At 63.4% G+C, this 20,412-nt stretch carries 19 protein-coding genes and 2 pseudogenes; 8 read left to right on the plus strand and 13 right to left on the minus strand.

All coding sequences use genetic code 11. The features are described 5' to 3' along the window. Positions 1–49: 49 nt before the first annotated feature. Positions 50–484 carry a DMT family transporter gene (locus AQUI_RS0121910; RefSeq protein ID WP_027259436.1) on the plus strand — a complete coding sequence of 145 codons (435 nt, stop codon included), beginning with the start codon at positions 50–52 and terminating at the stop codon, positions 482–484. 71 nt (positions 485–555) lie between these two features. On the opposite strand, the gene AQUI_RS0121915 is transcribed toward AQUI_RS0121910, so the two are convergent. From AQUI_RS0121915 to AQUI_RS0121930, 3 genes are all read right to left on the minus strand, one after another. Next, entirely contained in the window at positions 556–876 is a 321-nt protein-coding gene (locus AQUI_RS0121915; RefSeq protein WP_027259437.1) for a bactofilin family protein, read from the minus strand. A gap of 208 nt (positions 877–1,084) precedes the next feature. After that, positions 1,085–1,768 (minus strand): ABC transporter ATP-binding protein, encoded by a 684-nt coding sequence (locus AQUI_RS0121925; protein ID WP_027259439.1) that lies wholly within the window; start codon positions 1,766–1,768, stop codon positions 1,085–1,087. Then, positions 1,761–3,047: a lipoprotein-releasing ABC transporter permease subunit gene (locus tag AQUI_RS0121930; RefSeq protein WP_027259440.1), complete on the minus strand. Its 1,287-nt coding sequence runs from the start codon at positions 3,045–3,047 to the stop codon at positions 1,761–1,763. Before AQUI_RS0121930 ends, AQUI_RS0121925 begins: the two co-directional genes overlap by 8 nt. A gap of 384 nt (positions 3,048–3,431) precedes the next feature. On the opposite strand from AQUI_RS0121930, the gene AQUI_RS0121935 reads away from it, so the two are divergent. Next, positions 3,432–3,626, plus strand: a complete 195-nt coding sequence (locus AQUI_RS0121935) for a spondin domain-containing protein (RefSeq protein WP_027259441.1) — start codon at positions 3,432–3,434, stop codon at positions 3,624–3,626. A gap of 313 nt (positions 3,627–3,939) precedes the next feature. On the opposite strand, the gene AQUI_RS28580 is transcribed toward AQUI_RS0121935, so the two are convergent. The 4 genes and pseudogenes from AQUI_RS28580 to AQUI_RS28590 form a co-directional block, all read right to left on the minus strand. Then, a complete protein-coding gene (locus AQUI_RS28580) occupies positions 3,940–4,803 on the minus strand; it encodes an IS91 family transposase (RefSeq protein WP_245596959.1) in 864 nt (287 codons plus the stop codon). A 124-nt stretch (positions 4,804–4,927) separates the two neighbouring features. Then, a pseudogene (locus AQUI_RS32085) lies at positions 4,928–5,167 on the minus strand (transposase zinc-binding domain-containing protein); the annotation flags it as partial. Between the two features lie 45 nt (positions 5,168–5,212). Continuing rightward, positions 5,213–6,034: a tyrosine-type recombinase/integrase gene (locus AQUI_RS28585; protein WP_084294548.1), complete on the minus strand. Its 822-nt coding sequence runs from the start codon at positions 6,032–6,034 to the stop codon at positions 5,213–5,215. Between the two features lie 507 nt (positions 6,035–6,541). Next, positions 6,542–7,021, minus strand: a pseudogene (locus AQUI_RS28590) (IS91 family transposase); the annotation flags it as partial. A 356-nt stretch (positions 7,022–7,377) separates the two neighbouring features. Here AQUI_RS28590 and AQUI_RS0121955 point away from each other — a divergent pair. Beyond that, the gene (locus tag AQUI_RS0121955; protein WP_027259442.1) at positions 7,378–7,866 is read left to right on the plus strand and encodes an HPP family protein; all 489 of its coding nucleotides are present in this window, start codon (positions 7,378–7,380) and stop codon (positions 7,864–7,866) included. Positions 7,867–7,949: 83 nt separating this feature from the next. Here the strand turns inward: AQUI_RS0121955 and proS are convergent, their stop codons facing one another. Beyond that, a complete protein-coding gene (proS, locus tag AQUI_RS0121960) occupies positions 7,950–9,305 on the minus strand; it encodes a proline--tRNA ligase (RefSeq protein ID WP_027259443.1) in 1,356 nt (451 codons plus the stop codon). A 233-nt stretch (positions 9,306–9,538) separates the two neighbouring features. Beyond that, the gene (locus AQUI_RS0121965; RefSeq protein WP_027259444.1) at positions 9,539–11,140 is read right to left on the minus strand and encodes a BCCT family transporter; all 1,602 of its coding nucleotides are present in this window, start codon (positions 11,138–11,140) and stop codon (positions 9,539–9,541) included. Between the two features lie 240 nt (positions 11,141–11,380). Between AQUI_RS0121965 and AQUI_RS0121970 the strand changes: the two genes are divergently transcribed. The 5 genes from AQUI_RS0121970 to AQUI_RS0121990 all read left to right on the plus strand — a co-directional run bounded on the left by AQUI_RS0121970 (position 11,381) and on the right by AQUI_RS0121990 (position 17,306). Continuing rightward, complete coding sequence (locus AQUI_RS0121970) at positions 11,381–12,745, plus strand: FAD-dependent oxidoreductase (RefSeq protein WP_027259445.1); 1,365 nt, start codon at positions 11,381–11,383, stop codon at positions 12,743–12,745. Further along, complete coding sequence (locus AQUI_RS28595) at positions 12,745–13,719, plus strand: isopenicillin N synthase family dioxygenase (protein ID WP_035920153.1); 975 nt, start codon at positions 12,745–12,747, stop codon at positions 13,717–13,719. The genes AQUI_RS0121970 and AQUI_RS28595 overlap by 1 nt, the downstream gene beginning before the upstream one ends. 176 nt (positions 13,720–13,895) lie before the next feature. Then, positions 13,896–14,984 carry an AI-2E family transporter gene (locus AQUI_RS28600; protein WP_035920155.1) on the plus strand — a complete coding sequence of 363 codons (1,089 nt, stop codon included), beginning with the start codon at positions 13,896–13,898 and terminating at the stop codon, positions 14,982–14,984. A 5-nt stretch (positions 14,985–14,989) separates the two neighbouring features. Further along, positions 14,990–15,697, plus strand: coding sequence for an HdaA/DnaA family protein (locus AQUI_RS0121985; protein WP_027259446.1), 708 nt, complete (start codon positions 14,990–14,992; stop codon positions 15,695–15,697). Between the two features lie 52 nt (positions 15,698–15,749). Next, entirely contained in the window at positions 15,750–17,306 is a 1,557-nt protein-coding gene (locus tag AQUI_RS0121990) for a Ppx/GppA family phosphatase (RefSeq protein ID WP_027259447.1), read from the plus strand. A gap of 33 nt (positions 17,307–17,339) precedes the next feature. Here AQUI_RS0121990 and AQUI_RS0121995 read toward each other — a convergent pair whose 3' ends face one another. The 4 genes from AQUI_RS0121995 to AQUI_RS0122010 form a co-directional block, all read right to left on the minus strand. Beyond that, complete coding sequence (locus tag AQUI_RS0121995) at positions 17,340–17,720, minus strand: hypothetical protein (protein WP_027259448.1); 381 nt, start codon at positions 17,718–17,720, stop codon at positions 17,340–17,342. Between the two features lie 186 nt (positions 17,721–17,906). After that, complete coding sequence (locus AQUI_RS0122000) at positions 17,907–18,554, minus strand: glutathione S-transferase family protein (protein ID WP_035920157.1); 648 nt, start codon at positions 18,552–18,554, stop codon at positions 17,907–17,909. A 182-nt stretch (positions 18,555–18,736) separates the two neighbouring features. Continuing rightward, positions 18,737–19,732 (minus strand): endonuclease/exonuclease/phosphatase family protein, encoded by a 996-nt coding sequence (locus AQUI_RS0122005; protein ID WP_027259450.1) that lies wholly within the window; start codon positions 19,730–19,732, stop codon positions 18,737–18,739. Then, entirely contained in the window at positions 19,713–20,411 is a 699-nt protein-coding gene (locus AQUI_RS0122010) for a molecular chaperone DjiA (protein WP_027259451.1), read from the minus strand. Before AQUI_RS0122010 ends, AQUI_RS0122005 begins: the two co-directional genes overlap by 20 nt. Position 20,412 lies beyond the last annotated feature (1 nt).

The following is a 20,412-nucleotide window of genomic DNA, read 5'->3' on the forward strand; positions in this document are numbered from 1 at the left end:
GACCGAATGCGTCCAGAACAGTCCCGCAACCATGAAAAGGCACAGGCCCATGACACAATACGCCCTCATCATGCTGGCCGCTGGCCTTGGCATCCCGGTGCTGGCAGCCCTGAACGCCGCCTTGGGCAAGCTGATCGGCTCCCCGGCCTCAGCCGCTGTTGTACTGTTCCTGATTGCGCTGATTTCGACCCTTATCTATTGCCTGATCGCCGGACCGCAGGCCTTGGCAAAAATCCCGGCGGCACCGAAACACCTGCTTTTGGCGGGCGTTCTGGTGGCCTTTTACGTTCTGTCAATCACCCATGTGGCGCCGCATTTCGGCGTTGGCAATGCGGTGTTCTTTGTGCTGATCGGCCAGCTGATCTCGGCTGCACTAATCGACCATTTCGGCTGGTTCGGCGCCCAGGTCAGCCCGCTGACCTTGACACGCGCGGCAGGCATTTCGGTGATGGCGCTAGGGGTTTGGATCACCCAGATCGCGTGACGCCGACAGGGGCTGTGCGGAAACTTTCGCTATATCCGCACAGCACTGCAACGGCAGGCTGCTGCCTGCCCCTACCCCTTCTTGCCGACGATCCGGATTGTGCCTTCCACTTGTGCACCGCTTTCGGTGGCCATGCTCTGGGCAGACACATCCGCCTTCACTTGCGAACTTGCCGCCAGCCGCAAGTCCTCGCACTGGATCTTGCCGCTGTAGTTGCCCTCAACGGTCACAGATTGCGCGCTCAGTGCGCCGTCAACCGTGCCGCCCTGATGCACTGTTACCGCCTGCGCCGAGAGATCGCCGACCACCCGGCCCCGGACCTCGACACTGCCTTTGCTGGAGGTGATGTTGCCCTCAACAGTCACATCTTTTTCGATTACGGAATTCACCACGTCTCAGCCCTTTCTGCGCATTCCCGGCCAGCCTAACCTGCCGGGGCCGGTTTGAACACCTGATAGCAAACCGCCGCGCCCGGCCATAGCCTGGGCCTGATGCCCCCGGCAAACTTCCGCCTGCCGCCGCTTGCTGCCGTTCTCCGCCGCCTTCATCTTTTCGCAAATACTCTCGCCGAAGGCCTTGCGCGGCAAAGGCGCAATTTGCTCATATGGCCACCAGCAGCCCATCCTGCAGCTTCACCTGCCGGTCCATCCGCGCGGCCAATTCCAGATTGTGGGTGGCAATCAGCGCCGACAGACCGGTGCCGCGCACCAATTCCATCAGCGCCGCAAACACCTGGTCAGCGGTGCCGGGATCCAGGTTCCCGGTCGGCTCATCCGCCAGCAGCACCCGCGGCGCATTGGCCAGCGCACGGCAAAACGCAACCCGCTGCTGCTCGCCGCCGGACAAGGCCGCAGGGCGGTGGCCGGCCCGGCCAGCGAGGCCCACAGTGCCCAGCAGATCCGCCGCCCGCGCCGCTGCTGCCTTTTGCGAGGCGCCATTGGCCAGTTGCGGCAGCACGATGTTTTCCAGCGCCGTGAATTCCGGCAGCAGATGGTGAAACTGGTAGACAAACCCCACCTCCTGGCGCCGGACCCGGGTGCGGCGGCGCTCCCCCTTTCGGGTGATATCCTCGCCCGCAACCCGCACCTCGCCCGTGTCCGGCGTATCCAGCAGGCCAGCGATATGCAGCAGCGTCGACTTGCCCGCGCCAGACGGCGCCACCAGCGCTACAACCTCGCCTGCCCGCAAGGTAAGATCAGCCCCGCGCAGAACATCCACCTGGCCGGGCGTGCCCTGCAGATAGGATTTGCTGATCCCCGTCAGCTCCAGCGTGATCTCACTCATATCGCAGTGCCTCCACCGGGTTCAGCCGAGCCGCGCGGCGGGCCGGGAAAATGGTCACGAAAAACGACAGTCCCAGCGACAGGCCAACAGCCGACAGAACATCGCCTGGCCGCAGCTCGGCCGGCAGCGCATAGATGCCGCGGATCGACGGGTCCCAGACGCCGCCGCCCATCAGATAGTTCACGAAAGAAAAGATCGGATCGATGTAAAGCGCAAACAGGCACCCCAGCAGCACGCCGAACACCGTGCCCAGCACCCCGGTAAAGGCGCCGCAAATGAAAAACACCCGCATCACCGACCCTTCGCTGAGGCCGATGGTGCGCAGGATTCCGATGTCGCGGCCCTTGTTCTTGACAAGCATGATCAGTCCCGAGACGATATTCATCGCCGCAATCAGCACCAGGATCGACAAGATGATGAACATCACATTGTCCTCGACCTCCAAGGCCCGCAGGAACCCGCCCGAGGCATCGCGCCAGGTCCACACTCCGGCAGCGCCGCCTGCCGCGCCCAGGATCGCAACCGCCATGGCATCAACGTCCTCCGGATCCTCCACCATCACCTCGATCTCATCCGCAACGCCTTCACGGTTGAAAAAACCCTGCGCCTCGGCAAACGGCAGATAAACGCGGGTGCGGTCAATGTCCCAGCGTCCGGCGGTGAAGACATAGACCACCTCATAGGCGTTGACCCGCGGGCTGGTGCCAAAGGCAGTCTTGACGCCATTGGGGGATATCAGCTTGATCTTGTCGCCCACGCTCACCCCCAGTTCGCGTGCCACGCCGGAACCGATGGCGATGCCGGCCTCAAAGCGCGCCAGATCCCCCACCGCTTCCTCGCTTTGGGCGACACCGGGGATGCCTTGAATATCAGCCGCTGAGATGCCGAACACCTCAACACCTGCATTGCGCTGGCGCCGGTTGGCCATCACCTGTCCTTTGATCAGCGGGGCCGCCCGGGTGACGCCGGGCACCGCGGCCACTGTTTCAGCCAGCGCTTGATAGTCTTTCAGCGAGCGGTCCAGAACGCCGGTCTCAGTCACCTCGCCATAGGAATAGAGCGTCACATGCGCGTTGGCGCCCAGAATGGTGCCGACAAATTCCGACCGGAAGCCCGAGCGCACCGCCAGCGTGGCAATCAGAGCAAACACCGCCAGGGTAATACCGATGAGGCTGATCCAGGTCATCACGCTGACCCCGCCCTCGGCCTTGCGGGCGCGCAAGTACCGCCAGGCGATAATCCATTCAAATCGTGAAAACGGCGGAGGTGTCGTGGCCATATGCTGTCCTGCCCGGAGATTTTGCTGCAACCTGTGCTGCCGGGCGCCCGGGGTCAAGGTGTGGTTGCCGGTCCGGCCCGATTTCCGCTGCTGCCGGCGCCGCTGGGCTTGCCGCAGCTTCGCCTGCCAGATGCCGCCGCACGGCGCCCTGCGTTGCCCCCTCGGGCCGCAGACAATTTTCTTGCAAGAAAATTCCGGCAACGCTGCGCCCCGCAAATGCCTTGGCTCCGGCAGCGCCGCCCTCCCGCCATTAACCCAAATGACCTTCGCCTGACCTCACGGCAAGGCCGCCTCCAGTTGAACTTCCGTGAAGGCTGCAAAGCTATGCGAACAGAGTTTCCCGCCCCAGGGTGCCCTTGCGTCATTTCAATTTGAGGACACCCCATGACCGGTATCCGCATTGTTGCCACCAACACCTCTGACCAAGGCGGCACCTTTCTGACGCCTTTCTGGTTTGCCGCCCACGACGGCAGCTTTGATCTCTACAACCGCGGTGAAGCGGCCTCGGCCGGGCTTGAGGCGCTGGCCGAGGACAGCAGCTTCGCTGCAGGTTTCTCGGGCGCCACGCGCGACGTTTGAGTGATGCGCGGCCTTGCCTGGCGTCGGAGAAGCGCGCAAGCGGGAAATCGCAGTGCTGGAATTGGGCAGGCCAGCTGGCTCCATGGGGGTTTGAAGCGGTTGATTGCCTTGGTTCTTGTTCTGCAGGTTGGGCCAACTGCGCTCGTTGCAGGCAGCTTCGGCACGGATTTTGTGAGCTTTGAGGGGCATGCGCCGCCTCTCGCGGGGCTCGGCAACCTTCGCACCTCTCCTATCCGGGCTGCAGGCATGCCGGATTGGCCGCAAGCGGTATCGCGAGCAGCGGCAATTGGACTTCCGGTCTTTGGCGCGCGTGTCATGCGGCAGCCCTCGCTGTTCCTGGCGGCGCCCTGGGGCGCCGTTCTGGCGCCATGGTTTCGGCGATGATCAACCGCCCGCCGCAGCAGGGGCATGGCAGCGCGAGGACGCGGGCGGGTGCCTCGGCCTCACCGGCCGTGCCGTCGCGCGCGAGACCCGGATCTGACTGCCCGGCCCCGAGCCGTTCCCGGATCCTGGCGGTATTGGCGGCACGGTTGCCATTCCCGAAGAAGCCGTAGTGGCGGATGCGATGCCGCCCCTTGGGCAGGACATGGATCAGGAACCGGCGGATGAACTCGCCGGCCTTCAGGGTCATGCTGGTTTGCCGCCCGGGGCCGTGGACGCGGTAATCCTTGACGCGGAAAGTGAGGCCCCGGCCGTCCATGCGGATCAGGCCGGCTGTTGGAGATCGCGGCACGGTGGGTGTAGCGCGACAGGTATGCCAGCACGGCCCTGGTCCGGCGAAGGGTTCCTTGGCATACACAACCCAATCGATCCTGCGCAGCGGTTGCAGGAAAGCGTCGAAGGCCGCGCGATCCGCAAGCCCGCCGAGGATGAAGCGGCGGTAGAGGCGTGACAGCACCCGGACGGAGAGGAAGAAGTTCCCGCGGCAGGCGATCCAACCGGTGCCATCCGCAGACAGGCCGCCGTCCCACTGCCTGGCAGGCGATTGCGGCAGCAATCTGCCGAGAGGGGGGGGCACGATCATGTGGACATGCGGGTGGTGCGTCATCGCCGAGCCCGTCGTGTCGAAGACGCGCTTCCGGCACGATGTGTGCAGGACGGATGTGAGGCCGGCCCGGGCGCCAAGGTGCTTGGGGCCGGCGGCGATCCGGATCACCGTGTCCGCGCTTGATCGCATCAGCAGATTGCAGATCTCCCGCGTTCGCCAATGTCTCTTCGGACCATTGGCGTTCCATTGGCTCACTCTGCCGGGCGATGCCGGCGATTGGCTTCGGCAGCGCGAAGACCAGGTGGAAATACCGCACGGGCAGCAGCTCGGCCTCGCGCGCCGCCAGCCAGGCCTTGGCCGCACCCGCCTGGCATTTGGGACAGTGCCTGTTCCGGCACGAATTGTAGGCGATGTGTTTATGCCCGCAGTCTTCACATCGCGCGGCATGACCGCCGAGCGCCACCGTGCGGCAGCGCTCGATGGCGCTCATCACCTTCAACTGATCGAGGCTGATATGGCCCGCATTGGCCGCCCGCCAGGCAGCACCATGCATGCGGAAGATATCCGCGACGTCCAAATGTGATGGGGGCAAGGCGCGCTATGACGCGCATTTCTTGCCCTTCTTGTGCTTGGCCGGCCTCAAATCGTCCAGCAGATGCGTCGCAAAGGAATGGCGCAACGTGTGCAGCGTCACCGGCTTGGTAATCCCTGCGGCCCGGGCCGCCTGCTTGAACAGCCGCGAAATCTGGCGGGCCGAGAGGTGTTTGCCGCGATAGCCGGGGAAGAGAACCCGCTCGGGTCCGGGCACGCCCGTGTTCTGGCTCGCGGGGCGTTCGGTCCACCACTCGCGCAACAAACCCAGAATGTCCCCGGGCAGCATCATGTTGCGGTCCTTGCGGCCCTTGGCCTGCACAATGCGGATGATCTTCTGTTCCCCGCCGTGTCGAAGACGCGCCTCCGGCACGCTGTCGCCGACCTTCAGCCGGACGGCCTCGCCCGCGCGCATGCCGCAGCCATAGGCGAGCGACAGCATTACGCGCGCCTTCAGGCCGGGGGCCATGGCGAGGATGCGCCTGACCTCGTTGCGGCTCAGCACAAGCGGCACTTTCACCGGTTCCTTCAGGCGGAAAACCTCGGCTGCCAGATCATGCCGCCGCAGGGTGACCCGGAACAGAAACTTCACCCCGGTCATGGTTTGGCTGCGGGTGCAGATACTCGTCCCGCTCTCGATCAGATGCTGCTGGAAGTGCTTCACGTCATCCGGTGAGACTGTCTCCAGAGATCGCCCGAGCCAGGAGGCAAACCGCTTGCAGGCCCGCAGGCGGCTGGTCGGCGATGCCGGTCCGAGATTGCGTGCCGGCATATCCGCGATCATGCGCGCCCGAAGGGATGCCGCCGGTGCAGGAGGCTGCTTGGTCATGGCAAAACCCTCTGTCAACCGAGGCAAAATCACCTCGGCCAACAGCACACACCCGACATCGAAAACCGCGAAACACATCCCGCTTCAGTCCAACACCGGCCACGCAGAGCCCCTATCGCGGAGCGATCTAGTGCTTGGTATCCAGCATGCTGCAGATGGCAGAGCTGGATTGGCCGGTTTCCTGAAGGTTTTTCGATGCGGGCCGGGGTGCCGCATTGCTTTCTGGCGCGGCCTGCGGCCGGCGTTGACAAACCTCGGAAGGAGGAAGCCGCGGGGGTTGGGCGTTGTCTATGGGGAAGAGGAATTGCGGTTGATGGCAACACTGCCACCAGCGCACCTCTGATCTATTTGCGTGCGTCAGCAGCAGCCATTCGCAGCGGATATCTCATTGAGTGAAGGAGCGCCGGATATTTGCAGCGATCATCCGGAATGACGGGCGCAGCGGGCTTGGGCCGTCCGTCCAGGAGCGGCCAGTGCTCGTTGGATTGGATGGGCAAGCATCGTGTATGCGGCCTGCTCCTTTGGTGGCGCGCGCGACATCGGTTTCCGGCCACGGCGGAATATCCCGACGATGCGCATGGGGCCGCCGCAGCAGGAGCATTGTTCGCGCAAGGAGAGCGGAGCGATCTCGGCTTCGGGCTCTGGCGTGGCGGCTTGTTCAACGCGTTGGACGCAGAGCAAAGCGCGGATTTTCGTGATGTTTGCTTTGCGTGCAGGGCTGGCCAGAAGGCCATAGTGCCGGATGCGGCGGAAGCCGTCAGGTAGAACATGCATCAGGAAGCGGCGGATGAACTCGAACGTGGCCAGCCGCATGGCCTTTGGGCGATCACCGGATTTGATGCGGCAATCCTTCCAGCGGAAGGCCACGGTACCGGCATCGGCGGTGATCAGACGGGCGTTCGAGATGGCGGCCCGGTGGGTGTAACGGCTCAGGCAGGCCAGAACCGCCTCCGGCCCGCCGAAGGGCGGTTTGGCATAGACAACCCATTTGGAGCTGCGGAACCGGGCGAGCCATTTCGCAAAGGCATTCGCCTGTGCCAAGAGATCGAGATCGCTGAAGAAAATGAGCTGGCCTGCGCGGCGTGGACTTTGAGGACCTGAGCACTGCCAACTTTGACATCCTCTGAACAAAAGCCTTGGGCAAAGCCCCCGCCTGCAGGCGGGGTGCAAATCTTTTGCAAAAAGATTTGCCAAGAGTCTTTATTAAAACTCTTGGTCCCGGCCGTCTGGCAGCACGCCGACGGAACGGCACAGGTTCATGCCGGATTTGGATATTGCCTTGCCTCCTCCTGCCTGCAGGCTTTAACGGGCTGCTTGCCGCCTCTCAAGGAACCGGGGACAACATGGACAAGTATTTCAAACGCGCGCTGCCGCATCCATCGCCGCGGAGTGTGATAACTGCCGGTTTGGGCGCCTTCCTGGCAATTGCAGCACTTTCCCTGCTTACCACCCACGCCAATCTGCTGCTGCTGATTGCCCCCTTCGGTGCCAGCTGCGTCCTGCTGTTCTCAGTGCCGCAAAGCCCATTGTCGCAACCTGCAAATGTGGTCGGCGGCCACTTGCTGGCCACTGCTATCAGTCTTAGCCTTAATGCCGTGCTGCCGGAAACCTGGTGGGCGCTGGCGCTGGCCGTGGGGCTGGCAATTGCAGTGATGGCAGCGCTGCGGCTGACGCATCCGCCTGCAGGCGCTGATCCGCTGATGGTTTTTGCAGCCGATCCCGGTTTTTCTTTCCTGCTGTTTCCGGTGCTGGCCGGCGCGGTGGCCCTGGTCGCCATCGCCGCGCTGTTCCACCGCCTGGCCGGGCATGAGTATCCGTTGAAACACAGCTAAGCACGCCAGCCTGAAAATCGCCTAAAGAAAGACCCCGCCGGGCAGCGCCGGCGGGGTCTTTCTTTTCCAATCTCTGGCCCGGATCAGAAACCGCGTCCGGTCGGGTGTTTTTTGTAGACTGCAACCACCTTCTTAACGGCCTCTTCCGGCGACAGCTCCTCGCTCTCGCCAGTGCGCCGCGAGGTCAGCTCCACCACGCCGTTCTTCAACCCCCGCGGACCGACAGTGATACGCCACGGCAGGCCGATCAGGTCCATGGTGGCAAACTTGCCGCCGGCGCGTTCCTTGCGGTCGTCATAAAGCGGATCCAGCCCGGCCGCCGTCAGCGCCGCATAGAGCTGGTTGCAGGCCGCGTCGGCCTCCTCGTCGCCCTGCTTGAGGTTCACGATACCGCAGTGGAACGGGGTCACGCCCTCGGGCCAGACGATGCCCTTGTCGTCGTGGCTTGCCTCGATGATCGCACCCAAGAGGCGGGAGACGCCAATTCCATGGGAGCCCATGTGGACCGGTACGTTCTTGCCATCGGGGCCTTGCACGGTGGCGCCCATCGCATCGGAATACTTGGTGCCGAAGTAGAAGATCTGACCCACCTCGATGCCACGGGCGACGCGGCGGCGCTCCTCCGGGATCTGCAGAAAGACCGCCTCGTCATGAGTTTCATCGGTGCGCGCGTATTTCGAGGTGAACTCCTCCAGCACGCCCTGGCACTGCTCAACGCTGTCATAATCGATCTCGCGGTCGCCGAAGGTCAGATCGGTGACGGCGCTGTCATAGAACACCTCGGATTCACCGGTGTCGGCCAGCACCAGGAATTCATGGGTGTCATCGCCGCCGATCGGGCCGGAGTCCGCACGCATCGGGATCGCCTGAAGCCCCATGCGCTCATAGGTGCGCAGGTAGCTGACAAGGTGGCGGTTATAGGCGTGCAGCGCGTCTTCCTTGGTCAGGTCGAAGTTGTAGCCGTCCTTCATATAGAATTCGCGGCCCCGCATCACACCGAAACGCGGGCGGATCTCGTCGCGGAATTTCCACTGGATCTGGTACATGGTCAGCGGCAGGTCCTTGTAGCTGCTGACATGGGCGCGGAAGATATCGGTGATCAGCTCTTCGGCGGTGGGGGTGAACAGCATGTCGCGGTCATGCCGGTCCTTCATCCGCAGCATTTCCTGGCCGTATGCCTCATAGCGGCCCGACTCGCGCCACAGGTCCGCCGACTGCATGGTCGGCATCTGCATCGGGATGTGGCCGGCGCGGATCTGCTCGTCATGGACGATGCTTTCGATCTTTTTCAGGACCTTGAAACCAAGCGGCAGCCAGGAATAGATCCCGGCGGAGGATTGCTTGATCATCCCGGCGCGCAGCATCAGCCGGTGGCTGACGATCTGGGCTTCCGAGGGGTTCTCTTTCAGAACCGGCAGAAAATAGCGGGACAGGCGCATCTTGGCTCCATCGGTGATGTGGGTTCGAGTTCCCGCCCGGTTTAGTGGGTGATGGGGGTGCGGGCAAGGGGATGATCCAGCCCTGCCGGGATGCGGCACTGCCGCAACACAAGGCCCGCGCCTGACCGGGGGGAAGGTCAGGCGCGGGCCGTGCCGCTGCGCGCCACGTCCCAAAAGAAAAACTGCGGGCGCCGGAACGCCCGCAGCAGTTTCAGAATGCTTTTAATAGCAGCCTACATCTTCGCCCGTTCAGCCCGCAGCGCCAGCCACAGGCAGTAGCACATGATCAGCACTACCAGCGTGAAGGGGATGCCGGTGGACACCGCAGCACCTTGCAGCGCCGACAATCCGCCGCCGAGCAGCAAGGCAATCGCCACCAGACCCTCCAGCGTGCACCAGAATACCCGCTGGATCACCGGCGCGTCCATCTTGCCGCCCGCTGTAATCGTGTCGATCACCAGCGAGCCGGAGTCCGACGAGGTCACAAAGAAGATCACGATCAGCACCAGCGAGACCGGGGCCACGATGGAATAAAGCGGCAGCTCCTTCAGGAAGCCGAACAGCGCGCCTTCGGGTTTGTAAGCATCGATCACGGTGGCTTTGACGCCTTCGGCGCCGCCGGCATTCAGCATGTCGATGGCGCCGCCGCCAAAGGTCGACATCCACAGCGCGCAAACGGCGGTGGGGGCGATCAGCGCGCAGAGCACGAACTCGCGCACCGTGCGGCCCTTGGAGATGCGGGCGATGAACATGCCGACAAAGGGCGACCAGGCAATCCACCAGGCCCAGTAGAAGGTGGTCCAGCCGTGGAAGTAGCTGGTGTCCTCGCGCCCGAACGGGTTTGAGAGCGCCGGAAGCAGCTGAACATAGTCCACCATCACACTGAAATAACGTGAAATTGCGGTGCCGATGCCAGTGACCAGGATCACGAAGATGAACAGCGCCACCGCCATCACCATGTTGATCTCGGACAGGCGTTTAACGCCGGCATCCATGCCCATCAGAACCGAGCCCAGCGCAATCGCGGTGATGCCGATGATCAGCAGAACCACAACTGTCGGGGATGGCTCGATGCCAAAGACCTCATAGAGCCCGGCCGCCACCTGCTGTGCGCCTAGGCCCAGCGAGGTGGTCAGCCCGAACAAGGTGGCAAAGACCGCCAGCGTATCGATGGCATGACCCCACCAGCCCCAGACCCGTTCGCCCAGGATCGGGTAGAAAGCCGACCTCAGGGTCAGCGGCAGGCCGAGGTTGTAGCAGAAGATTGCCAGCGACAGGCCGACTGCGGCATAGACCGCCCAGCCCTCCAGCCCCCAGTGGTGAATGGTTCCGACAATGCCGATGTATTCATTGCCCGGCTGCGTGATGTCGATGTTCAGCGGCCGCGCAGCCCCGCCTTCAGAGAAGTTGTAATAAACCGGTTCCAGCACGCCGAAGAACAGCAGGCCAATGCCGATGCCGGCCGCGAACATCATCGCAATCCAGCCGGCGTAGGAATAGTCCGGTGTCGCATCCTGGCCGCCGATCCGGACCGAACCGACCGGCAGCACGATCAGCGCCAGGCAGAACAGAGTGATGGCATCCACCGACAAGACCAGGAACCAGTCGAAGGTGCTGGTGAGCCAGGGCCTCAGCCAGCCGAAAAAGGCCGCCGCGGCTTCCTGATTGGCCAGCGCAATCAGCACAAAAGCCGCGATCAAAACGCTGGAGATCAGAAAGACCGGATTATGAATATCCAGGCCGAACGGCCGGATGTTGTCCTGTCCCAGCTCATGTTCTGTCTCGAAGTCCCAGACCCTCGGGTCGGGATCGAGCATTTTCTTTGTCTCTGGCATGACGCCTCCCCTTATACTCGTTAACCATTCGCCAAGTGTCGCATTAAATACGGAAATCTCCTAATCCATCTGCCGGGCAGGGCTTTGCTGCAGGCGGCACAGTGCGCAAAGCAGCCGGTTCCGCCTGCCCGCGCATGTCGCTTTTACAGCATCTTGGCGCAAAGGAACTTGAATCGCCGTACAAGATTCGAAAGTGTTACCGGAAACAGCGCCCTCAGCAGGGACAAGGGAGAGACAGACGTGGCAAGAACCATCCTTGAGCCGGCCCGCGAGATACCGGTCATTCATGAAACCGAAGTGCTGGTTGTGGGCTCCGGCCCCGGCGGGCTGGCGGCGGCCTTGGCGGCGGCACGGACTGGGGTAGAGGTGGCTTTGCTCGACCGGTTCGGCTGTTTCGGCGGCAATATCACTACTGTCGGGGTCGAAGGGTTCGCCTGGTACCGTCACGCGGAAACGGTCGAGGCTGGCGGCATCGGCTGGGAATTCGAAGAGCGCGCCAAGATGATGGGCGCCGCAGTGCCCGAAAGCCAGTCGCTGTCATACGAGCTGGACAGTGAGGGGTTCAAGCTGGTCGCGGACAAGCTGGTCGAAGAAGCCGGCATCCACCCGATGCTGCACCGGGTGTTTGTGGCGCCGATCCGCGAGGGCAGCCGGATCACCGGTGTGATTGTCGAAAGCAAAGCAGGCCGCGAGGCGGTGCTGGCAAAGCGAGTGATCGACGCCACGGGGGATGCTGACATTGCCCATATGATGGGGGCGCCCTGCGTGAAAACGCCGGTCGAGGAAATGCAGGCGGCCAGCGTGATGTTCCACATTGCCGGCGTCGACAAGCAGAAATTCATGGAGGGCGTGAAGGCCGATCCGCAGACCTATGCCAACTGGTCCACCGGCGAATGGCAGGTGGAGACCTCGGGCAAGGAAGACGAAATGTTCTCGCCCTTTCTGGCCAAGCCGTTCGGGCAGGCGATCCGCGACGGGGTGATCCCGGCGCATTTGAACACCATCGGCGGCACCTGGGGCGCGGTGCATGACTCGGGCGAGATGACCTATATGAACCTGGTGCATCTGGCCGGGATCGACGGCACCGACCCCGACAGCATGACCAAGGGCGAGATCGAGGGCCGCAAACAGGCAATGCATGCGATTGACGCCTTGCGCGCCTATACGCCGGGCTGCGAAGGCGCGCGGCTTCGGAATTTCGGCATGACCATCGGCATCCGCGACACCCGCAAGATCAACGCCCATCACAACATTACCGAAGACGAGACCCGCAATCAGGGCCGGTTCGAGGATACCATCGGCATCTACCCGGAGTTCATCGACGGCTACGGCGTGCTGATCCTGCCCACCACCGGACGCTACATGCAGATCCCCTATCGGTCGATGCTGCCCAAGGGCGTTCAGGGCCTGCTGGTGACGGGCCGCGCCATCGGCGGCGACAGGATCGCCCATGCCGCCACCCGCAACATGGCCTGCTGCGCTGTGGCCGGTCAGGGCGCCGGGATTGCCGCAGCGCTGTCGGTGAAATCCGGCTGCGACTTCGACGCGGTGAACATCACTGCCGTTCAGACTGAGCTGAAACGCCAGGGCGTGAGGTATTTGTGATGCAATGCATCTCCACGATCGACATCTCTCCCCTGCGCGACGCTGGACACCCGCAGCGGCACGACACCATCCGGGCCATTCTGGCGGCGGCTGAGGATATCGGGTTCCTGTCGGTCACCGGCACCGGTGTTCAGCCAGAGACGGTGGAATCGGTGCGGGACGCGGTGCGCGCAATTTTTGCCATTCCGGAGAAGTCCAAATGGGATCAGGCGATTACGCGGGACAATTACCGCGGCTATATCCCGATGGGGTTCTTCACGCCGAACGACGGCTCAGGCACTGCGGACAAATACGAAGGCTACAAGCTGCACTATGAGGTGGCGGCGGAGGATCCCATCCGCAGCGACTGTGCTCTCTACGGCCCCAACCGCTGGCCGGTGGAGGTGCCCGAGGCGCGCGAGGTGATCCTGGGCTACTGGGCAGAGCTGGACGGCGTCTTTCACCTGCTTCTGGGCGCGCTGGCCGAGGGGCTGGGGCTGGAGCCGGCGGCGTTTCAGCAGCCGTTCGAAACACCCCTCACCAACATGAGCCTGCTGCACTACCCGCCGCAGGCACCGGAAGAGGAAGGGTTCGGCATCCACCCGCACAAGGACACCGACGCGCTGACGATCATCGCGCCGGACCCGGTGGGCGGGCTGGAAGTGCAGACCAGGGATGGCGGCTGGATCACCCCTGACTGCCCGCCCGGCGGCTTTGTCGTCAATATCGGCGACATGCTGGAGCTGTGGTCCGGCGGGCGGCTGGTCTCCACCCCGCACCGGGTGGTGAACAAGACCGGGCGGGAGCGTTATTCCTTCCCCTATTTCGCGGTGCCGCGCCATGACGTGGCGGTGCAGCCGCTGCTGCCGCCGGTTCCAGGCTTCGACCGCCCCGCGGTGCATTGCGGCCATTGGTCGGCTGAGATCTGGCGCACCAACTGGCCGGGCGAAGACGCAGGCGCAGACACCCCGGAGCTGGGCACCATTCATAGCTGAGGGCACGCCCCGCCCCACCGGGGCGGTCGGTTTCCGTGACTTGCCCCCGGCCTTTTCCGCCTTATCCCCGCCTTGCCCACAGGGGAATCGCCCTGCCCCCTTGCAAGCCACTGCCCCATCAGGAAAGACTGGCGCCAAGATCCTGACGCAAACGGACCAGAGGCGGCACGCGGACCATGGCATTACCGGCGAAACAGCAGCTGAAGTACTGGGGCATTGCCGCCGTTGTCTTTGCTGTGGTGATGTGGGCGCTTGGCAATGTGCTGATGCCCTTCATCCTGGGCGCTGCCATCGCCTATATGATCGACCCGGTCGCCGACCGGCTGGAGGCCTGGGGCATGAGCCGCACCGGCGCCACCGCCACCATCACCGTGGGGGCGCTCTTGATCTTCCTCTTGCTGCTTCTGGTGGTGGTGCCGACGCTGATTGCGCAGATGATCGACCTGGCGCAGGTGCTGCCGCAGCTGGTGCGCGATGCCCGCGCCTTTGCGATCGAGCATTTCCCCTCGATCATCGAGGAGAACAGCCGCATTCACCAGGCGGTCACTTCCTTTGCACAGACGCTGCAATCGCGTGCGGTGGGCATGCTGCAATCCCTGCTGGGCGGCGCCGCCTCCTTCCTCAACATCGTGGTGCTGCTGGTGATCGTGCCGGTGGTCGCCGTCTACCTGCTCCTGGATTGGGACCGGATGGTCGAACGCATCGACGAGCTCTTGCCGCGCGACCACCAGCCGGTGATCCGCCGCATCGCCAGCGAGATCGACGCGGTGCTGGCGTCGTTTATCCGCGGCATGGGAACGGTCTGCCTGATCCTCGGCACCTATTACGCGGTGGCGCTGATGCTGGTGGGGCTGAACTTCGGCCTCGCGGTCGGCTTCATCGCGGGCCTCATCACCTTCATTCCTTACCTCGGCGCCCTCATCGGCGGTGCGCTGGCCATCGGCCTGGCGCTGTTCCAGTTCTGGGGCGACTGGCTGTCGATCGGGCTGGTGGGCATCATCTTTGCCATCGGCCAGGTGGCGGAGGGTAACTTCCTGACGCCCAAGCTGGTCGGCGGCTCGGTGGGCCTGCACCCGGTCTGGCTGCTGCTGGCACTGTCGGTATTCGGCGCCTTGTTCGGCTTTGTCGGCATGCTGGTGGCGGTGCCTGTCGCCGCCGCGCTGGGGGTAGTGGCCCGCTTCCTGACCGAGCAGTATCTGGACAGCCGCCTGTATCAGGGGCAAAGCCATCCCAGTGTCGTAAAGCGGGACGCAGGGGCGGAATAAGGCACATGGCACAGCAGCTGAGCTTTGACCTCCCGGCAAAACCTGCGCTGGGGCGGGAGGATTTCTTTGTCGCCCCGTCCAATGCGATGGCTGTGGCGCTTCTGGATCCCCATTTTGCCTGGCCCAGCGGCAAGCTGGTGCTGACCGGTCCCAAGGGCGCGGGCAAAACCCATCTGGCGCATGTCTGGGCCAGCCAGTCGGGCGCGCGAATCCTGCCGGCGGCACAGCTGACAGCCGAGGCCGTGCCGGAGCTGGCGCAAAGCCCCGTCGTGGTCGAGGACGTGCCGCAGATTGCCGGGGAAAGCGCGCAGCAGAACGCCCTGTTCCATCTGCACAATATGGTGCTGGCAAACGGGTATTCGCTGGTGATGACCGGCCGCGGCGCACCGAACCTCTGGGGGCTGACCCTGCCCGATCTGCAAAGCCGGGTGCAGGCCGCCACCCATGCCGAGCTGCAGCCGCCGGACGACCAGCTGCTGGCGGTGGTGCTGGCCAAACTGTTCAACGACCGCCAGATCACCCCGAAGCCGGATGTGATTCCCTATCTGGTGGCGCATATGGACCGCTCATTCGCCGCCGCGGCGCGGATTGTCGGGCGGCTGGACCGGCTGTCACTGGCGGAAAAACGCAGCCTGTCCCGGCCGCTGGCGGTGCGGGTGCTGTCCGAGATCCGCCAGGAGGCCGCGGAAAATGACGCATCCGCAAGCGGTTGACCGCTGCCCTCCCTTCGACCATCCTGACCGCGGATTGCCAGACGGAGCCCTCATGAACGTCACCCAGGACCCCGCCGCCGCCAATGCCGATTGGGGGCCCTTCGGCCGCCCGATCTTTGATGACCCCAGAGCCCGGGCGCTGTCGCGGGTGGGGGTGGTCGACGTCGGTTCCAACTCGGTCCGGCTGGTGGTGTTCGACGGCGCCGCCCGCAGCCCGGCCTATTTCTATAACGAAAAGATCATGTGCGCGCTTGGGGCCGGCCTGTCGGAATCCGGCCGCCTGAACCCCGAAGGCCGCGAGCGGGCGCTGTCGGCGTTGCGCCGGTTCCAGCATCTGGCCAAGGGCATGGGGCTGCCGCCCTTGTCCGCCGTCGCCACCGCCGCGGTGCGTGATGCCGAGGACGGTCCGGAATTCTGCGCCGAGGTGTTGCGCGAGACGGGCCTCAAAGTCCACGTCATCGACGGGCGCGAAGAAGCCAGGCTGTCAGCCCAGGGGGTGCTCTTGGGCTGGCCCGGCGCCTATGGGCTGGTCTGCGATATCGGCGGTTCGTCAATGGAGCTGGCGGAGATCCAGGAGAACTCGGTCGGGCGGCGGGTCACATCATCCCTAGGGCCGCTGAAGCTGCGCGACATCAAGGGCGGGCGCAAGGGCCGCAAAGCCCACATCAAGGAGGTGATCGAACAGCTGAAAGGCGAGATGGGCGCACAGCGCGACCGCCTGTTCCTGGTCGGCGGCAGCTGGCGCGCCATTGCCCGCATCGACATGCACCGGCGCAGCTATCCGCTGAAGGTGCTGCACGAATACCGGATGTCGGCCAAGGATGTGCGCGAAACCGCCCGCTACATCGAGACCTGCAATCTGGACAAGCTGCGCGACGCCTGCGGTATCTCCTCCAGCCGGATGTCGCTGGTGCCTTATGCGATCGACGTGCTGTCGCGGCTGGTCAAGACCTTCAAACCCAAGGATATCGCCGTCTCCAGCTATGGCATCCGCGAGGGCCTGCTGTATGAGCAGATGCCGCAGCGGCTGCGCGCCCGCGACCCGCTGATCGAGGCCTCGCGCTTTGCCGAAGCCAAGGACGCCCGCGTGCCCGGGTTCGGCGGCACCCTGTATGAATTTGTCAGCCCGCTGTTCAGCGGCGCCCGTCACAGCAAACGCCGGCTGGTCAAGGCGGCCTGCCTGTTGCACGACGTCAGCTGGCGCGCCCATCCCGACTACCGCGCCGAGGTCTGTTTCGACAATGCCACCCGCGCCAACCTGGGCGGGCTGAAACATTCCGAGCGGGTATTCCTGGGACTGGCACTGCTGCACCGCTACAGCAACAAGCGGCAGGGCAGCACCTTTGAGCATCTCTACGGGTTGCTGGATGAAAAAGGCCAGCATGAGGCCGAGCAGCTGGGCAAGGCGATGCGGTTCGGCGCCATGCTGATGCTGACCAGCAGCGGTGATATCGGGTCCTTGCGCTGGCAGCCGCGCAAACGCATTTTGCATGCCGAACTGCCGGAGGCGTCGCGGCCGCTATACGGCGAAGTGGCCGAATCCCGCCTGCAGTCGCTGGGCAAGGCCCTGGCGGCAGAAGTGGTGCTGAGTTTCAAAAAAACCGGCTGAGCCGCCCGCAGCCTGAGGGCCTGCCGCAGGGCGTCAGATTTCGGTGACGCCTTCCTCTTCACCCTTGTCCTTGTCCGCGGGCGCGTTGTCCTTGGGTTTCTTGCGGATGATGATGTCGCCGTTGGGCAGGATCTCGGGCAGCTCATAGGCGCTCCAATCCTCCACCTCCTTGGCGATCTCGGCCAGGGCGGGACCCATTTCGCTGAGGAATTCCGCCATCGAGGGGCCGATCTGTGCCATCATGCCTTGCAGGTCGTCCAAGGCGGGGGCCATCTCCTCGCGCAGCCCCTCCCAGAACAGCTCCGCCCCGCGCTCCATCAGCGAGGGGCCGCTGTCCTCTTCCCCGGTTTCCTGGGCGGCAAGCGGCGCGGATATCAGCGCGATGAGGGCGGCGGGCAGAAGGATCTGTTTCATGGCGCCAATATAGGGTTGGTTTGCCGGAGGTAACAGGGGGAGTGCAAAACCATGCCACGCCGGGGTGAGCTTGCCCGCGGGGCGGCTGTTTTGCAAGGCTTTGCAGTCGTTTGGCATCAAATTCAATTGTCCCGGTCCTGAAATGCCACCCATACAGCAAAGCTGAAATCTGCCAATCGCGGGGCCTTAGTCAGCGTAGAATTTACGAAAATACTCGATGTAGTGTGCCCTTGAACGCGAAATGGATTGAACTGACGGCAGGCAGCGCATGGTTTTCAGCCACTTCCGCAGCTGAGTGAGTTGGTCCGGGACTTTGACATTGCGGAAAACCTCAACGTCCGCGAAGCGCTCGAAGAAGGGATAAAAGGCAAAGTCCACGAGCCCAATACCATTGCTCAGCCAGAACGGCTGATCCGCTGGCCGCGGCGACAGGCCCTGATCTTCGATAAATGTTAAATGTTCCAGCAATTCCGCACGCAGTGCATCCCGCTTTTTACCGGGCGTTGACTTCAGCAGATTGAAATAGGCGGGCATGAACCGCGTGTTGCAAAAATCGATCCAAAACCGAGCGATAGCACGATCATAAGGATCCTCTGGAAGCAGCGCAGGTTCGGGAAAAACCTCCTCCAAATACTCATTGATCACGCTGCTCTCATAGATCGGCCTTTCCTTATGCTCGAGGACCGGCACACGGCCGTATGGTGAAAGAAGTTCGCCGAATTGCGTTTTTTCTGCCATGTCGACCGTGACGAGTTCGAACCTTTTGCGTTTTTCCCGAAGCGCGAGCACGCAACGCAAACTGAACGGGCAGTATTCGGCGGCGATGAGTTTCATGGTCCGATCCAGCAGCTTAGACCTCGGAAGTTCTCCAGGCAGTTTGCGCCGCCCTCTGGATGAATGAAAGGGGCAAAGCGGAATGCTTATGCGGGGTCGCTCATCCCGCGGCCTGAAAGTCCAGGACTTCAGCGCTTCGAACGTCGGACAGCACCTGTAAAGCCGGATTTGAACCAGACCGTTCAGGCCAGATCAAGATCCAACGTCACCGGGAAATGGTCGGATGCATTCAGCAGTGCCATGCGCATCTCATCATCGCCGATGCATTCCGCGTCTTCAAACGGATGCCAGATGCGCCACTGCGGGCGCAGCCCAATCAGGCTGTGCGAGATCATCACATAATCCAGAAGTGCGCCGAAATAACGTTTGGTTTCCGGATTGTAGAACCGGGACGTGCTGGGCAGCGCAGTAGCGCGCGGCTGTTTCAGGCTTTGCGCGTGGGGGTCGTTCAGCAGGCTGCCCATCACGATCTCAACCGAGGACTGGCCGAACAGTTTTTCAAATTCGTCCAGGCCGGGGCCGTCATTGAGGTCGCCTATCACCACTACATGCTCGCCCGCTGCCACATGCTCCTCGACCCGGCGGTGCAGCCAGATCGCCTGCGCCAGCTGCTTGCGGCGGTTGGCGATTGAGACGGCGGTCACCTCATCCTTGGACCGGGCGCCATGCGGCGCCTTGGATTTCAGATGCGCGCCGATCATCCGCAGCGGCGTGCCGCCCTTGGTGGTGACGGCCAGCTCCAGCGGTGGTTTGGAGAATTCCACTTTGTCCAGCCTCTCGTCCACGTCGAGATCGATTTCAAACGCCCCGTCGAAGCGCGGCGCGGCGGCGCTGGAGCGCGCATCATGCACTGCGTCCAGCACGTCCGGGTCGTAAAGCAACGCGATTTCCTGATGGGTGTCGGTCGGATAGCCGCTGACCGCCTCGCAGGCACGCAGGCCGGCCTCTGCCGCAAAAGCCTCCAGCGCCCGGGTGGTGCGCTGGGTGCGGCCGGTGTTGGGGGCTTCGACGATCATGATGGCATCGGCGTCGATCCGCTGCAGCACATGGGCAATTGCGCGTCCTTGCGTATACCGGTCAACGCCATGCACCCCCGAAGGTTTGGCATCCAGCATCAGCCTGTCGTTCTTGTCAAACAGATAGGCGAACCATTCGATATTATAGGTTGCCAGCCGCATTGCCGCAGCATCCGTTGATCTCATCCCAAGCGCGATTGATGTCGATCATCCGCTTCTCCGCCAGCCGCACCGCCTCTTCCGGCACACCGCGGGCGATCATCGCATCCGGGTGGGTGTCGCGCACCAGCTTGCGCCAGTGTTTGCGGATCTCGTCCTTGGTCATGTCGGGGCTGACGCCGAGCACGGTAAAGGGATCCTTGGGCGCATCCGGCACAAAACGCGCCCTAAGCGCCTGGAACTGCTGCGGCGTCTGGCCGAAGATGCGGCTTACCTCCTCAAGAAATTCATTCTCGCCGGGGTGATAGAACCCATCCGCCATGGCGATATGGAACAGCCCCTCCATCAGGTCGCAGAGCGTGGTGGGATCATCGGCAAACATGCTGTGGATGCGGCGGGCGTATTCCTGGTAGCCGGCCACATCGGTGCGCGCCATGTCAAAGACGCGGGCAGCACCGGTTTCGTCATCGCGGGCGATCTGGAACACCTCGCGGAAGGCGGTGACCTCATCCCGGGTGACCTGGCCGTCGGCCTTGGCCATCTTGGCGCCAAGGGCGATGACGGCAATGGCAAAGGCCACGGTGCGTTCGGGCGGTGCGCGCAGTCGGTCGAAGACTTCAGACAGGCTTTCGCCTGCGGCAAGGGCTGCCAGCGCGTCGGATATGCGGGTCCAGAGTGACATG

It is taken from the genome of Leisingera aquimarina DSM 24565 (assembly GCF_000473165.1).
Lineage (GTDB): Bacteria > Pseudomonadota > Alphaproteobacteria > Rhodobacterales > Rhodobacteraceae > Leisingera > Leisingera aquimarina.

Bases quoted from the DNA above. Each gene is read 5' to 3' on its own strand.
- AQUI_RS0121930 (WP_027259440.1), bottom strand. From the start codon at position 3,047: ATGGCCACGACACCTCCGCCGTTTTCACGATTTGAATGGATTATCGCC.
- AQUI_RS0121985 (WP_027259446.1), top strand. From the start codon at position 14,990: ATGGCACAGCAGCTGAGCTTTGACCTCCCGGCAAAACCTGCGCTGGGG.
- AQUI_RS0122000 (WP_035920157.1), bottom strand. From the start codon at position 18,554: ATGAAACTCATCGCCGCCGAATACTGCCCGTTCAGTTTGCGTTGCGTG.
- AQUI_RS28580 (WP_245596959.1), bottom strand. From the start codon at position 4,803: ATGCGATCAAGCGCGGACACGGTGATCCGGATCGCCGCCGGCCCCAAG.
- proS (WP_027259443.1), bottom strand. From the start codon at position 9,305: ATGCGCCTGTCCCGCTATTTTCTGCCGGTTCTGAAAGAGAACCCCTCG.
- AQUI_RS28595 (WP_035920153.1), top strand. From the start codon at position 12,745: ATGCAATGCATCTCCACGATCGACATCTCTCCCCTGCGCGACGCTGGA.
- AQUI_RS28600 (WP_035920155.1), top strand. From the start codon at position 13,896: ATGGCATTACCGGCGAAACAGCAGCTGAAGTACTGGGGCATTGCCGCC.
- AQUI_RS0121995 (WP_027259448.1), bottom strand. From the start codon at position 17,720: ATGAAACAGATCCTTCTGCCCGCCGCCCTCATCGCGCTGATATCCGCG.
- AQUI_RS28585 (WP_084294548.1), bottom strand. From the start codon at position 6,034: ATGACCAAGCAGCCTCCTGCACCGGCGGCATCCCTTCGGGCGCGCATG.
- AQUI_RS0121990 (WP_027259447.1), top strand. From the start codon at position 15,750: ATGAACGTCACCCAGGACCCCGCCGCCGCCAATGCCGATTGGGGGCCC.
- AQUI_RS0121935 (WP_027259441.1), top strand. From the start codon at position 3,432: ATGACCGGTATCCGCATTGTTGCCACCAACACCTCTGACCAAGGCGGC.
- AQUI_RS0121910 (WP_027259436.1), top strand. From the start codon at position 50: ATGACACAATACGCCCTCATCATGCTGGCCGCTGGCCTTGGCATCCCG.
- AQUI_RS0122010 (WP_027259451.1), bottom strand. From the start codon at position 20,411: ATGTCACTCTGGACCCGCATATCCGACGCGCTGGCAGCCCTTGCCGCA.
- AQUI_RS0121925 (WP_027259439.1), bottom strand. From the start codon at position 1,768: ATGAGTGAGATCACGCTGGAGCTGACGGGGATCAGCAAATCCTATCTG.
- AQUI_RS0121965 (WP_027259444.1), bottom strand. From the start codon at position 11,140: ATGCCAGAGACAAAGAAAATGCTCGATCCCGACCCGAGGGTCTGGGAC.
- AQUI_RS0122005 (WP_027259450.1), bottom strand. From the start codon at position 19,732: ATGCGGCTGGCAACCTATAATATCGAATGGTTCGCCTATCTGTTTGAC.
- AQUI_RS0121955 (WP_027259442.1), top strand. From the start codon at position 7,378: ATGGACAAGTATTTCAAACGCGCGCTGCCGCATCCATCGCCGCGGAGT.